Here is a 14,469-nt window from a genome sequence, read left to right on the forward strand (position 1 = left end):
GGCCCGCCGGTCAGTCGGCGGCGCCGGCGGGCTCGGGGACCTGTGCCGCCCCCGCGGACCCGCAATCCTTCTCGTTCTCCCGGCTCCCCTCGACGGCCCCGTCGCCGTCGTCGCCGGGATGACCCGCCGCCTCCCTGAGCTCCGCGATCGCGGCCTCGAAGTCGTCGAGCGAGTTGAACGCCCGGTAGACGGAGGCGAATCGCAGATAGGCGACGAGGTCGAGTTCCTGCAACGGGCCGAGTATGGCCAGCCCCACGTCGTGGGTGGTCAACTCGGCGCTTCCGGTGGCCCGCACCGCCTCCTCGACCCGCTGGCCGAGCTTGGCGAGCGCGTCCTCGGTGACGGGCCGGCCCTGACATGCCTTGCGCACACCATTGATGATCTTGGTGCGGCTGAACGGCTCGGTGACCCCGGACCGCTTCACCACCATGAGCGAGCACGTCTCTACGGTCGTGAACCGACGGGAGCAGTCAGGGCACTGGCGGCGCCTGCGGATCGACGTGCCGTCGTCCGTCGTACGGCTGTCGACGACACGGCTGTCGGGGTGCCTGCAGAAGGGACAGTGCATGGCTTCCGAACCCTCCTCACAGCAGACTCCATAGCCTCGAAAGGCCCTTCAGGCCTCTCGAAGCAGCCCCCAGCATAGGCGATCTCGGCGGGCCCGAAGACCCGGGGGACCACAACTTATGGGCTGCTGCTGCAATCCAACCACTAGATGTGGGGATTGGCGCATACAAACACGCCCCGCACGCATGTCGTCTCCGTACGCACATGCCCGCTCGAGCCCGGCACACCCGGACGGGCGTATCGCCGGGAGGCATGCGGAGATAGCGTGGGCACCGCGCGGAGGGGACGTGGGACTACCGCAACAGATGCGGGCCCCACCCCGTCGGACGGGCTGCCGGATGGCAGACTGGGGCGACATCCCCGAGGTTGTCACCACGGCGGTGAAGAGTACAGCAATGTGCCCTTTTGTTGCGTTTTTGCCCGTAGGCCACCGCGGTAGCCATACACCCAGACACGCAGTACGAGCGAGCGATTCACGTTTTTTCACTCGAACGTGTGTTTGGCGCAACCTTTCGAAAGCTACTACCGTTGTGCAGCAGGGAGACCATCGAGAGGGGCCGACGTGACCACCACCGCCGACAGTGCCACCATCACTGGCCAGGACCGCCCCCAGGGCCGACCTGAGCCGGCGCACGCGATGAGCGACGCCGCGAGTCCCGAGGGACACAAGCGCTCCCTACCGGGCCGACCTCCCGGCATCCGGGCGGACAGCTCGGGGCTCACCGACCGGCAGCGCCGGGTGATCGAGGTCATCCGCGACTCCGTGCAGCGCCGCGGTTACCCGCCGTCGATGCGGGAGATCGGCCAGGCCGTCGGTCTCTCCAGCACCTCCTCCGTCGCGCACCAGCTGATGGCGCTGGAGCGCAAGGGCTTCCTGCGCCGCGACCCGCACCGCCCGCGCGCCTACGAGGTGCGCGGATCCGACCAGGCGGCCAGCGTGCAGCCGACGGACACCGCGGGAAAGCCGGCCGCGTCGTACGTCCCGCTCGTCGGCCGCATCGCCGCCGGTGGCCCGATCCTCGCCGAGGAGTCCGTCGAGGACGTCTTCCCGCTTCCCCGGCAGCTGGTCGGTGACGGCGAGCTGTTCGTCCTCAAGGTCGTCGGCGACTCGATGATCGAGGCCGCCATCTGCGACGGCGACTGGGTCACGGTCCGCCGCCAGCCGGTCGCGGAGAACGGCGACATCGTCGCCGCGATGCTCGACGGCGAGGCCACCGTCAAGCGCTTCAAGCGCGAGGACGGCCACGTCTGGCTGCTCCCGCACAACTCGGCCTACGAGCCGATCCCCGGTGACGACGCGACCATCCTCGGCAAGGTGGTGGCCGTACTGCGTCGCGTCTGAGCGCCACGGCGGGCGGGCACGCGACGACAGCGCCCCGCCGACCCGACCGGGCCCCGGAACCTCTGCGCCGGTTCCGGGGCCCAGCGCTGTCCGGGCCCCGCGTGCTGCGCGAGGCCCGTGCTCAGGCGCCCTCAGTCTCCTGAGTACTCTCCGTCTCGCGGGCCTTCGCGTCGATGGCGGCGAGGGACCTGCGGACCTGATTGCGGTCGGTGGTGAACCAGAAGTCGGGCAGCGACGCCTTCAGATAGCTGCCGTACCGGGCCGTCGCCAGCCGCTGATCCAGTACGGCGACCACGCCGCGATCGCCCGACGCCCGCACCAGCCGGCCCGCGCCCTGCGCCATCAGCAGGGCGGCGTGGGTGGCGGCGACCGCCATGAAGCCGTTGCCCCCGGCCTCCTCCACCGCCTTCTGGCGCGCGCTCATCAGCGGGTCGTCCGGACGCGGGAAGGGGATCTTGTCCATGACGACCAGCTGGCAGCTGGGGCCGGGGACGTCGACGCCCTGCCACAGCGACAGGGTGCCGAAGAGGCAGGTCGCGGGGTCGGCCGCGAAGTTCTTGATCAGCTCGCCCAGGGTCTCCTCGCCCTGGAGGAGGATCGGGTACTCCGGAATGCGGGAGCGCAGCTCCTCGGCGGCCAGCTGGGCGGCACGCATCGAGGAGAACAGGCCCAGGGTGCGCCCGCCCGCGGCCTGGATCAGCTCCGTCAGCTCGTCGAGCATGTCGCCCCGGTCGCCGTCGCGCGCGGGGCGGGCCAGGTGCTTGGCGACGTAGAGGATGCCCTGCTTGCGGTAGTCGAAGGGTGAGCCGACGTCGACGCCCTTCCACTGGGGCACGTCGTCACCCTCGGTGCCCTCGGGTGCGAGGCCGAGGGAGGCCCCGACCCCGTTGAAGTCCCCGCCCAGCTTCAGGGTCGCCGAGGTCAGGACGACCGAGCGGTCGGTGAAGAGCTTCTCGCGCAGCAGGCCCGCGACGGACATCGGGGCGACCCGCAGCGAGGCGCCGAAGCGGTCGTGCCGCTCGTACCAGACGACGTCCCACTCGGAGCCGTTCGTGATGCGCTCCGCCACGTCGTGCACGGCCTCGACGGAGGCCAGGGCCTGCTTGCGGACCGCGTCCTCGTCCTGCACGGACTTGTCGCGGGTGGCGCCGATGGCCGAGATGACCGTGCGGCAGGCGTCGCGCAGTGCCATCAGGGCGTAGCCGAGGTCCTCCGGGATCTCCTCCAGGCGGCCCGGCAGCGCCAGCTCCATCAGCCGCTCGAAGCCCTCGGCGGCCGTCTGCAGCTGGTCGGCGGCCTTCTCGTTGGCCAGCTTCGCGGCGCGGCGCACGGCGCGGTTGACCTGGCCGGGGGTCAGCTCGCCGGTGGCGACGCCGGTGACGCGGGAGACCAGCTCGTGCGCCTCGTCGACGATCAGCACCTCGTGCTGCGGCAGTACGGGGGCGCCCTCGATGGCGTCGATCGCGAGCAGGGCGTGGTTGGTGACGACGACGTCGGAGAGCTTGGCGCGCTCGCGGGCCATCTCGGCGAAGCACTCGGCGCCGTAGGCGCACTTCGTGGCGCCCAGGCACTCCCGGGAGGAAACCGACACCTGCGACCAGGCCCGGTCGGAGACGCCCGGCGTGAGGTTGTCGCGGTCGCCGGTCTCGGTCTCGTCGGCCCAGTCGCGCATCCGCAGCAGGTCCTGGCCCAGCTTGCTGGTCGGGGCGGCGGCCTCGAACTGGTCGAAGAGGCCCTCCTCCTCGTCCTGCGGAGCGCCCTCGTGCAGGCGGTGCAGGCACAGGTAGTTCGACCGGCCCTTGAGCATCGCGAACTCCGGGCGGCGGCGCAGCTGGGGGTGGAGCGCGTCGACCGTGCGGGGCAGGTCGCGCTCGACCAGCTGGCGCTGGAGGGCCAGCGTCGCGGTGGCCACGACGACCCGCTCCCCGTGCGCGAGCGCGGGCACCAGATAGCCCAGGGACTTTCCGGTGCCGGTGCCGGCCTGGACCAGCAGATGGGAGCCGCCGTCGATGGCTTCCTCGACGGCTTCGGCCATGGCCACCTGGCCGGGACGCTCCGTGCCGCCGACGGCGGTGACGGCGGCGTGCAGGAGTTCGGGGAGTGAGGGCTTCGTCATAGCGCGACCACCCTACGACCCGGCACTGACAATCGGGCGGGCAAGGCGGGTTCGTGGGACGGGAGAGGCGATGCGGGGGGCTGTGGGGACGGGTGGGGCAAGAGTGTCTCCGGGACGGGCGACTGGCCGACGGGGGGATGCGGCCCCAGGGGGGCGGGTCCGCGCTTCACGGTGACACGCGCGGCGCCCGTTCGCGGATCATGAGGGCGGCCCGCTTGGCGAGCAGGTCGACCTCGGCGGAGTACCGGTACCCGGCGCCGAGGAACGCCGCGACGGAGGGCGCGTTGCGGACGTCGGGTTCGGCGAGGACCCGCGTGCAGTCGGGCCGCGCGGCGAGGACGAGGTCGGTGACGGCCCGGATGAGCGTGGTCCCGATGCCCTGCCCGCGGTAGGCGGCGTCGCCGATCAGGAGGTGGAGGCCGGTGTCCTGCGGCCGGACGGGACAGTACCGCGCCAGCGGGTCGAGGTCGGCCCGGTAGACCTCCCAGTAGCTCATCGGCACACCGTCGAGCACGCCGAGGCACGGGACGCTGCGTCCGTCGCCGGTGAGCTGCGCCCTCACGTGGTCCTCCGTCACGCTCGGCGGCCCGGTCAGTTCCCAGTACGCGGCGACGGCGGGGTCGTTCATCCAGCGGGCGATGAGCGGCGCGTCCCGCTCGGCGTGGACGGGCACCAGGTGGAACACGCCCGCGGGTGTGTCGGCCGGGCCCCAGTCGGCGACCCGGCCGAGCAGGTCGTCGTCCCCCGCCTTCCCGTAGAGGGCGACGAACTCCGCGGGAAGGTGCAGGTCGAGAGTGTCGTCGGCGCTCGCGTCGGTGGAAACCAAGGGTGCGCTCCTTCGGGGACGGAGGGGGCGGAAGGGGGAGGGGGCTGGGATGGGCTGGATGGGCTCGATGGGCTGGAGTCGGGGCGGCGCCCCGCTCAGGCACGCAGTGGGTTGGCGATGGTGACGTAGACGGACTGGGTGTCCACCGGGCCGACCAGTTCGTCGAGTCCGCGCAGCCGGGTCAGGAGGTTCGCCTTGCAGCGCAGGACGGGCGAGTCGAGCAGGTGCCCCGGAAGTGAACCGCCCGGCGGGGCGGAACCCGGGGCCGACCCGCTCAGGAACCGCCGGAAGGCGGCTAGCAGCAGCGCTTCGTCGGCGAGGCGCTGGGAGCCGAAGGCGCCGATGAGCCCGAACACGTTGTTCACCGCGAGGTAGTACGCGAAGCGCTCGTCGGTGACGGCGTCGGCGACGAACGTGTCGCTCCGCTCGCCGACCCCGGGCAGGCGGGCGTCGAGTACCGCGCGGTGGGACTCCCGGAAGTAGTAGCCCTGGTTGTCGCGGTAGCGGCCGCCGGCGGGCCAGCCGTCGGCGTCCAGCAGCAGGAGCGTGTTCTGCTGGTGCGCCTCCAGGGCGATCCCCGCGTGCGCGTCCAGCCACAGGACGGGACGTACGACGTGGTGGAGGTAGCGCAGGAACCACTCGGCGGCGACGGCCCCGCGCGTGCGGCCGGTCCGCCGGGCGAGTCGGGTGACGAGGCCGGCCAGCCGGGAGCGGGGGGCGCCGGCGTCGGTGTCCTCCGGCCCGCCGGAACCGTCCACCCGCGCGTGCGGTCGCGGCGCGACGAGGCCGGCCACGCAGGACACGTCGTCCGAGGGCCGGAAGGGGTTGTGCCGGACGACCACGTCGAGTCCGCGCACGGGACCGCCGTCCGGTCCGTCCACGGCGAGCCAGGCCGGGTCCCGGACGATGTCGAAGTCCGGGTGGACGGTCTGCCACTGGCGGGACAGTCCGCCGCGCAGCAGACGGTGGACCTCGACGCCGCGGTGGAGTTCCTTGCGGAGGTTCTCGCGCCGGGAGTTGGTGATGTGCAGGGCCAGCGAGAGCTTCAGCATGGCGGGCGCGCCGCTGCGGTGGACGGTCCGCAGCGAGGATGTGGGGTGCCATGGGGCGCCCCGGGCCCCGAGGTCCCTGAGCAGCCCTGCGTCCAGCAGCGCGGCGGTCGCGGGGCGGTGCCGCAGGGCGCGGAACTGCCAGGGGTGCAGGGGCAGGAGCGCGTATCCGTCCGGCGGCGCCGGCCCGTCCGCCGCCAGGCGGGCGGTGAGGTCGGGCGCCGTGACCCGGCGGCCGCGCTCGGTCCAGGCCGAGTCGGTGGCAAGGAGGGACGGGGCGACGGCCACCCAGTGCAAGGGGAAGGAGCCGCGCAGTTCGGGTGAGTACCGCCGGGCCTCGGCCTCGGTGAGGCCCTCGCGGCTCTTGGGGGTGGGATGCAGCGGGTGCCCCAGGAGGAGCGCCTGCTCGGCGGCGAGGAACAAGTCGGTGCCGGCTTCGGCCGGGGAGCCGCCGTCGGGGCTTGTCTCGCGGTCGCGGAGGAACACGGCGGTGCGGCGGACGGAGTCGGCCACGCGTGCGACGAGGTCGATGCCGTCGGGTCCCGGGTCGCCGGACGACTCCCGCGCGAGCAGCGCGGCGAGCGTGACCGCGTCCACGGGCGGCGCCGAGGCCGGGGCGCCGGCCAGCCTCGGGAGGCCGAAGCGGTGGTGTCCGGTGGGGGACCGGTAGCGGACGGGAACGGCCAGGGCGGTGCCGCTGGCCGGGAGCGGGATGTGCAGGTCGCCGTCGTCCGGAGCGTCCGGGCCGGCCTCGCGGACCCAGCAGCGGAGCAGGTTCTCGACGGTCGCCGCCTGGGCTGCGGCGTGGTGCCCTGCCGTCGGGACATCAGCCGATTCCGGCACACCAGGCGTTGCGGGCGCACCAGGCGTTGGCCCACCGAGCGTTGGCACACCGGGCGTTGGCACACCGAGCGTTGGCCCACCGGCAGGCGCTGCCGGAGCCGCTGCGGTCGCCGGTCTCGGAGCGGGGACCGTCCTCGCGGCGAGTGCCGCCGGCGGGGTGGCGGGCGGGCGGGTACCGGCCGGATCGGGTGTGGGGGTGGTGTGCAACGCGGTCCTCGTGACGTACGGGAGTGGGTGCGGCGGCTCTCGGTCTCAGCGCGCGGTGCGCGGCCGGTGGGGCGGGCCGTGGTCGCCGAGGCCCCGCTCCACCGCCTGCACGGCGTCGGCGAGGCGCTCCAGGACCGCCGACGTCTGCTCCTCGGTGACGATCAGGGGCGGCAGCAGTCGTACGACGTTCCTGGCCGGGCCGGTCAGGTCCACGATCAACCCGCGGCGCAGGCACTCCCGTTGGACGGCGGCGGCGAGTTCGCTCGCGGTGTCGCGGCCACCGCCACGGCCGGGGAACTCGCACCCGTCGCCCGGCGCCGTCAGTTCCATGCCGATCATCAGTCCGCGCCCGCGCACGGCCCCGACGCACGCGAACTCCTCGGCCAGACCGCGCAGTCGGGACAGTATGCGGTCCCCCAGGACGGCGGCGTGCCCGGCGAGGCGGTGCTCGCGGACGTGGGCGAGGGTCGCCGCCCCCGCGGCCAGGGCGAGTTGGTTGCCGCGGAAGGCTGCGGTCCCGGGCCCTGCGGCGTGTCCGCCGTCCAGGTCGGCCCGGTGGACCACCGCGGCCAGGGGCAGGCTGCCACCGATCGCCTTGGAGAGGACCAGCACGTCGGGGGTGACTCCGCTGTGCTCCACCGCCCAGAAGGCACCGGTCCGTCCGACGCCCGTCTCGGTCTCGTCGGCGATGAGCGGCACGGACCCTTCGGCCGTGCTCCGCCGCAGGTCGCGCAGCCAGAGGTCGGGGACGGGCAGGACGCCGTCCTCGCCACGTACCGGTTCGAGGAGCACTCCGGCGGGCGTTTCACCGGCGTCGGCCGGGCAGAACGCAGTGGCGTCCGCCGCGTGGTGGGCGCCGGTGAGGGTGACGATGCGGGTCCGGCCGGTGGCGGCGCGGACAAGGGCGACGGCGGTGGCGACCGGGTCGGTTCCGCCGGGTCCGCAGAAGCGCACGCGTGCGTGGTCGGCGAGACCGGGCGGCAGGGTGCGCAGCAGCTCGGTGACGAAGGCGTCCTCGACCGGGGTGGTGAGGCCCATGACCTGCAAGGGCGCGCCGGAGTCGAGAACCCCGCGGATCGCCTCCAGCACGACGGGATGGTTGTGCCCCAGGGCCAGGGACCCCGCTCCCGAGGCACAGTCGAGGTAGCGGCGGCCGTCGGCGTCCTCGATGGTCAGCCCCCGGGCCCGCACGGGCACCACCGGCAGGGCGCGCGCGTAGGTACGCGCCGCGGTCTCGCGGGCCGGCTGACGCCTAGGAGCGCCCCCGCCCCCACCCCCGCTTCCGCTCTCGCCCTCCGGCCGGGCACACAAGCGCACGGCACTCCCGCCGCCGGCCGCGATCACCTCGTGCGCGGAACCCATCACGGTCTCCCCCACCTCCCGCTGTCCGGACGCGATCCGTCGACGGACCCCACCGCTAGCAACCGCGGCGCGTGCCGGGGGTTACGGGTTGCCCGAAGATCCTTGCCGGCCGGACGGCTGTGGCCGAACCGTTGCCGTTCCGTCGGAACTCCCCCACAGGCGGCGCATAGTGTGTGGTCCCGTTCCAGGTCGCCGCCGCTCCGCGGAGTTCGGGAAGTCCGGGAGACCGGGCCGGGGCAGCGGAGCGACCGGCGCGGCACCACGTTCGTTCACAGCAGGGGGAGTCGACACCATGCGATCCATACGTCCGTCGTTCAGCATGCGCGGAAAGGGGCGCGGACGGCGCGGGAGCTCCTCCGCGGCCGCCGTGGCGCTCGTCTCGGCGCTCGCGCTCACCGCCACGGCGTGCGAGTCCGGGGACCCGGAGGCGGGCGGCGACGCCTCCGCCTCCGCGACGGCCGCGGAGGACGGCAACGGCGGGATCCGGATCCCGGACCACATCAAGGACAAGCTCAAGGAACGCGGGATCGACGTCGACGACTGGAAGAACGGCGCCTGGCGGGACTGGAGCAAGGACGACTGGCTGCGCGAGGCGCAGGACTACGTCAACCCGATCATCGCGGGCCTGTGGGACCCGGACCGCATGCGGGACGCCGAGGAGCCGGGCAAGGAGGTCGACGAGAACGACCTCTCGGGTGACCAGGGCGTCACCGACCCCGAGCCGGCGCCCGTCGAGGCACGGGCCGTCGAGCCCAACTACCACGACAACGCCGCCACCGCGGGCAAGGTGCTCTTCGACTCCCCCCAGGGCTCGATGGTCTGCTCGGCGACCGTGGTGGAGGACCCGGCCAACCCCGGCAAGTCCAACCTGGTCTGGACGGCGGGCCACTGTGTGCACGCCGGCAAGAAGGGCGGCTGGTACCGCAACATCGCCTTCGTGCCGTCGTACAACGACGCCGGCAAGTCGGCCGAGCAACTGCAGAACGCCACCAAGGAGGAGGTCGCTCCGTACGGCGTGTGGTGGGGCGACTGGGCGCAGACCTCGGACCAGTGGATCGAACAGGGCGGTGCGACGGGCGGTGACGGGGCCCCGTACGACTACGCCGTCATCCATGTGACGCCGGAGAAGGGCAGCGGCGGCAAGTCGCTGGAGGAGACGGTCGGGGCGGCGCTGCCGGTGGACTTCGACGCGCCCGCGGTGCCCGAGGTCGAGAGCATCGAGGCGACCGGCTACCCGGCCGCGCCGCCGTACGACGGTCAGAAGCTCTTCCAGTGCCAGGACAAGCCCGGGCGGCTGTCCATCCAGGCTGCCGACCCGACGATGTACCGCATCGGCTGCACCATGACCGGCGGCTCCTCCGGCGGCGGCTGGGTCGCGACCGGCTCCGACGGCAAGCCGGCGCTGGTGTCCAACACCTCGATCGGTCCGGTGACGGCGGGCTGGCTGGCCGGTCCGCGGCTGGACAAGGGCGCCAAGGGCGTGCTCGACGCGGTGAGCGGCAAGTTCGCCGGGCAGTGAGCGCGGCCCGTACACCGCGCTAGATCAAGTTCACTCACACACGTTCCAACGGGGGTCGACCCAGCATGCGTTCTACACCCAGGTCCGGCGCGCCACGGCGCGCGCGGCGCACCGCACTCACCGCCGCCGGTCTCGTCACCGCGCTGGCGCTCACCGCCACCGCCTGCGGCGGCTCGGAGGAGGACGAGGCCGCGGCCAAGCCCGGCGGTGGCACCTCGCAGGCCGCCGACGCCGGTGACACCGGTGGTGGCGAGGGCGGTCTGCCCGCGGGTGTCGCGGACCGGCTCAAGGAGCAGGGCATAGACGTCGACCGGTGGAAGGACGGCGGCTGGAAGAACTGGGACAAGGACAAGTGGCTCACCGAGGCCAAGGACTTCGTCAACCCGATGATCGAGGGCCTGTGGAAGCCTGACCGGATGAAGTCCGCGAAGGAGGCGGACAAGACGGTCACCACCAAGGACGCGTCCGCCGACCAGGGCGCCACCGACCCCGAACCGGCCCCGGTGGAGGCCGTCGCCGAGAAGACGCCGTACCACGACAACGCCGCCCCGGTGGGCAAGGTCTTCTTCGACTCCCCCGAGGGCTCGATGGTCTGCTCGGGCACCGTCATCAAGGACGTCAACCACCCGGGGAAGTCCAACCTGGTGTGGACGGCGGGCCACTGCGTGCACGCCGGCGGCAGCGGCGGCTGGTACCGCAACATCGCGTTCGTGCCGTCCTACAACGACCTCGGCAAGTCCGAGGCGCAGCTGGCCGACGCGTCCACCACCGAGATGGCGCCGTACGGCACCTGGTGGGCGAACTGGGCGTCGACGTCGAACCAGTGGATCCAGGGTGGTTCGGAGAACGGCGGCGACGGGGCCGCGTACGACTACTCCGTGCTGCACGTGAAGCCCGAGCAGGGGAGCAAGTCCCTGGAGGAGACGGTCGGTGCCGCGCTGGAGGTGGACTTCTCCGCCCCCTCGGCGACCGAGGTTCCCAGTATGGGTGCCTGGGGCTACCCGGCCGCGGCGCCGTACAACGGGCTGAAGATGTTCAAGTGCCTCGACCGGCCGGGTCGGCTCTCGCTGAGCCCGTCGCTGCCGACGATGTACCGCATCGGCTGCACCATGACCGGCGGTTCGTCGGGTGGCGGCTGGTTCCGGGTCGTGGACGGCGAGACCAAGCTGGTCTCGAACACCTCGATCGGCCCGCTGGAGAACACCTGGCTGGCGGGTCCGCAACTGGGCCCGGAGGCCCGGTCGATGTACCAGAACATGAGCGAGACGTACGGCGGCCAGTGACCGCGCGGTCTGCCGGGGGCTCCTGCTCCCGGCAGACCGAAGGCCCGCCTCCGCGATGTGCGGGGGCGGGCCTTCTTCGCGCTTGCGGCGCCGCGGTACCCGGGTCAGAGGGCGGGCGCCGGAACGTACGGCGTCAGCTCCGCCGCCAGCTCCTCGTGCACCCGCACCTTGAGCAGGGTGCCCTCCGCGGTGTGCTCCTCGGAGATCACCTCGCCCTCGTCATGGGCGCGGGCGACCAGCTTGCCGTGGGTGTACGGCACGAGCGCCTCGATCTCGACCGAGGGACGCGGCAGCTCGTTGTCGATCAGCGCGAGCAGCTGGTCGATGTTCCGGCCGGTGCGTGCCGAGACGGCGATGGCCCGCTTCTCGACCCGCAGCAGCCGCTGGAGCACCAGCGGGTCGGCCATGTCGGCCTTGTTGACCACGACGATCTCGGGTACGTCGGTGGCGCCGACGTCCCTGATCACCTCGCGCACGGCGGCCAGCTGCTCTTCCGGGACCGGGTGCGAACCGTCGACCACGTGGAGGATCAGGTCGGAGTCGCCGACCTCCTCCATCGTGGAGCGGAACGCCTCGACCAGGTGGTGCGGCAGGTGCCGGACGAAGCCGACGGTGTCGGCCAGCGTGTACAGCCGGCCGCTCGGCGTCTCCGCACGGCGCACGGTCGGGTCCAGGGTGGCGAACAGGGCGTTCTCCACCAGCACGCCCGCGCCCGTGAGGCGGTTGAGCAGCGAGGACTTGCCGGCGTTGGTGTAGCCCGCGATGGCGACCGAGGGCACCTTGTGGCGCTTGCGCTCCTGGCGCTTGATCTCGCGGCCGGTCTTCATCTCCGCGATCTCCCGGCGCATCTTCGCCATCTTCTCGCGGATCCGGCGCCGGTCCGTCTCGATCTTGGTCTCACCGGGGCCACGGGTGGCGAGGCCGCCGCCCTTGCCGCCGCCCATCTGACGGGACAGCGACTGACCCCAGCCACGCAGCCTGGGCAGCATGTACTGCATCTGCGCGAGCGCCACCTGCGCCTTGCCCTCTCGGGACTTGGCGTGCTGGGCGAAGATGTCCAGGATCAGGGCCGTACGGTCGATGACCTTGACCTTGACGACGTCTTCGAGATGGATCAGCTGTCCGGGGCTCAGCTCACCGTCGCAGATGACGGTGTCGGCGCCGGTGTCGTGGACGACGTCGCGCAGCTCCTCGGCCTTGCCGGAGCCGATGTACGTCGCGGCGTCGGGCTTGTCGCGGCGCTGGATCACGCCGTCGAGGACGAGGGCGCCGGCGGTCTCGGCGAGGGCTGCCAGCTCGGCGAGCGAGTTCTCCGCGTCCTGCACGGTGCCCGAGGTCCACACACCGACGAGGACGACCCGCTCCAGGCGGAGCTGGCGGTACTCGACCTCGGTGACGTCCTCGAGCTCGGTGGACAGGCCGGCGACGCGGCGCAGGGCCGCGCGGTCGGAGCGGTCGAACTGCTCACCGTCCCACTGCGAGCCGTTCTCGTGGTTCCAGGCGACGTCCTCTTCCATCAGGGCATCGGCCCGGAGGCCCTCGGGATAGGTCTGCTCGAGACGCTTGGTGTCCTGGGAGGGGGAAGAAGAGGAGGTCATTGGATCCTTACGTAGCTGGGTAGGAAATCGCGCGGTACTTCGGCTGCGACATTCTGCACAACGCACGAGCCGTCGGGGAGATTCCCGCGGCCCGCACCGCGCCGTCCCGAAGATGGTCGCACGGCACGGGCCGTCTCGTCACCGGCTTATTCGCCGTGCGCCTTCTGGGACCCGTGGGCCTTCTGGGACCCGTGCGTTTTCTGGGACCCGTGAGCCTTGTGGGACGCGGACGCCTTGGCGGCGGCCGTCGGCTTCCAGTCCGGGTGGCCGGGCATCGGCGGCGTCTTCTCTGCGTACAGCCAGCCCTGGAAGAAGGCGCCGAGGTCGCGGCCGGAGATCTCGGAGGCGAGCCGGACGAAGTCCGCGGTGGTGGCGTTGGCGTCCCGGTGGCGGTCGACCCAGGCGGACTCCAGGCGCTCGAAGGCGGTCCGGCCGATCTCCTGGCGCAGCGCGTAGAGCACGAGGGCGGCACCGTCGTAGACGTTGGCGCGGAAGATGCCGGTCTTGCTGCCGGAAGTGGGCGGCTTGGGGGCGGCCGGGGGCCCTCCCTTGGCGCGCCAGCCGTCGGAGGCGCCGTAGGCGGCCTTCATGCGCGCCGCCATGGGCTTGTCCGCGGTCTCCTCCGCGTACAGCGCCTCGTACCAGGTGGCGTGCCCCTCGTTGAGCCACAGGTCGGACCAGGTGCCCGGGCTGACGCTGTTGCCGAACCACTGGTGGGCCAGCTCATGGACCATGATCGACTCGACGTACCACGCGGGGTAGCCGGGCTCCGTGAACAGTTCGCGCTCGAAGAGGGAGAGCGTCTGGGTCTCCAGCTCGAAGCCGGTGGTGGCGTCGGCCATGAGCAGGCCGTACGTCTCGAAGGGGTAGCGCCCGACCTTCTTCTCCATCCAGGCGATCTGGTCCGGCGTCTTCCGCAGCCACGGTTCGAGTGCCGCGCGGTGCTTCGTCGGCACGACGTCTCGTACCGGCAGGCCGTGCGGGCCGGTGCGGTGCAGCACCGTGGAGCGGCCGACGGAGACCTGGGCCAGCTCGGTCGCCATGGGGTGCCGGGTCCGGTAGGTCCAGGTGGTCGAGGAGCCGGTGCGCTCGACGCCCGTCGGGAGTCCGTTGGCGACGGCGGTGAGCCCGTCGGGCGCGGTGACGCGGAAGGTGAAGCTCGCCTTGTCGGAGGGGTGGTCGTTGCAGGGGAAGACCAGGTGGGCGACGTCGGCCTGGTTGGCCATGGCGAGGCCGTCGACGGTGCGCACCCAGCCGCCCGGGCGGTCCTCGGCGTAGACGGGATCGCTGCTGTGCCGCACGGTGATCCGCGTCCGCTCGCCCTCGTCCAGGGCCTCCGCGGGTGTGACGACCAGATCCTCGCCGGCCGTGACGAAGTCCGCGGGCTCGCCGTCGACCTCGACGGAGTCGACCTTGCCGTGGGCGAAGTCGAGGTTGACCCGGTCCAGGTCGGCCGTCGTCCGGGCGACGATGGTGGTGACGGCCTTCAGCGGTTTGGTGTTGCTGCCCGAGTAGGTGAAGGAGAGGTCGTACGCCGTGACGTCGTAGCCGGGGTTGCCCAGGTGCGGGTAGAGGCGGTCGCCGACGCCGAGCGGGGCCGGCGGGGCGCTTGCGGCGACCAGGCAGACGGAGACGGCGGAGGCGAGCAGCGCCGCCGCCCTGAGTCGACGGCGGGAGCGTACCCGGGGCCGTGGATGCGGGGGCTGAGGGGCGTGAGCGGTGTGAGCGCTGTGAGGGGTGTGCGGCATCCCTCACGG

At 72.4% G+C, this 14,469-nt stretch carries 10 protein-coding genes; 3 read left to right on the top strand and 7 right to left on the bottom strand.

What is annotated here, in order from left to right; all coding sequences use genetic code 11:
- Positions 1-10 precede the first annotated feature (10 nt).
- Positions 11-568 carry a transcriptional regulator NrdR gene (gene nrdR, locus ACGF3J_RS11430; RefSeq protein WP_161328807.1) on the bottom strand — a complete coding sequence of 186 codons (558 nt, stop codon included), beginning with the start codon at positions 566-568 and terminating at the stop codon, positions 11-13.
- Between the two features lie 561 nt (positions 569-1,129).
- Between nrdR and lexA the strand changes: the two genes are divergently transcribed.
- A complete protein-coding gene (gene lexA / locus ACGF3J_RS11435) occupies positions 1,130-1,909 on the top strand; it encodes a transcriptional repressor LexA (RefSeq protein ID WP_161328806.1) in 780 nt (259 codons plus the stop codon).
- A gap of 121 nt (positions 1,910-2,030) precedes the next feature.
- Here lexA and ACGF3J_RS11440 read toward each other — a convergent pair whose 3' ends face one another.
- The 4 genes from ACGF3J_RS11440 to ACGF3J_RS11455 all read right to left on the bottom strand — a co-directional run bounded on the left by ACGF3J_RS11440 (position 2,031) and on the right by ACGF3J_RS11455 (position 8,312).
- On the bottom strand, positions 2,031-4,025 hold the full coding sequence (locus ACGF3J_RS11440) for an ATP-dependent DNA helicase (protein ID WP_393854006.1): 1,995 nt from the start codon (positions 4,023-4,025) through the stop codon (positions 2,031-2,033).
- Positions 4,026-4,191: 166 nt separating this feature from the next.
- Positions 4,192-4,851: a GNAT family N-acetyltransferase gene (locus tag ACGF3J_RS11445; protein ID WP_393854007.1), complete on the bottom strand. Its 660-nt coding sequence runs from the start codon at positions 4,849-4,851 to the stop codon at positions 4,192-4,194.
- A gap of 95 nt (positions 4,852-4,946) precedes the next feature.
- Positions 4,947-6,950: an IucA/IucC family protein gene (locus tag ACGF3J_RS11450; RefSeq protein WP_393854008.1), complete on the bottom strand. Its 2,004-nt coding sequence runs from the start codon at positions 6,948-6,950 to the stop codon at positions 4,947-4,949.
- A gap of 45 nt (positions 6,951-6,995) precedes the next feature.
- The gene (locus ACGF3J_RS11455; protein WP_393854009.1) at positions 6,996-8,312 is read right to left on the bottom strand and encodes an aminotransferase class III-fold pyridoxal phosphate-dependent enzyme; all 1,317 of its coding nucleotides are present in this window, start codon (positions 8,310-8,312) and stop codon (positions 6,996-6,998) included.
- Between the two features lie 292 nt (positions 8,313-8,604).
- On the opposite strand from ACGF3J_RS11455, the gene ACGF3J_RS11460 reads away from it, so the two are divergent.
- Positions 8,605-9,831 carry a serine protease gene (locus ACGF3J_RS11460; RefSeq protein WP_161331579.1) on the top strand — a complete coding sequence of 409 codons (1,227 nt, stop codon included), beginning with the start codon at positions 8,605-8,607 and terminating at the stop codon, positions 9,829-9,831.
- Between the two features lie 65 nt (positions 9,832-9,896).
- On the top strand, positions 9,897-11,114 hold the full coding sequence (locus tag ACGF3J_RS11465) for a trypsin-like serine peptidase (protein WP_393854010.1): 1,218 nt from the start codon (positions 9,897-9,899) through the stop codon (positions 11,112-11,114).
- 104 nt (positions 11,115-11,218) lie between these two features.
- On the opposite strand, the gene hflX is transcribed toward ACGF3J_RS11465, so the two are convergent.
- Both hflX and ACGF3J_RS11475 read right to left on the bottom strand, forming a co-directional pair.
- Positions 11,219-12,712, bottom strand: a complete 1,494-nt coding sequence (gene hflX / locus ACGF3J_RS11470) for a GTPase HflX (protein ID WP_161331577.1) — start codon at positions 12,710-12,712, stop codon at positions 11,219-11,221.
- Positions 12,713-12,858: 146 nt separating this feature from the next.
- The gene (locus ACGF3J_RS11475) at positions 12,859-14,460 is read right to left on the bottom strand and encodes a M1 family metallopeptidase (RefSeq protein WP_393854011.1); all 1,602 of its coding nucleotides are present in this window, start codon (positions 14,458-14,460) and stop codon (positions 12,859-12,861) included.
- Between the last annotated feature and the right edge of the window lie 9 nt (positions 14,461-14,469).

The organism is Streptomyces sp. NPDC048171 (assembly GCF_043202655.1).
Lineage (GTDB): Bacteria > Actinomycetota > Actinomycetes > Streptomycetales > Streptomycetaceae > Streptomyces.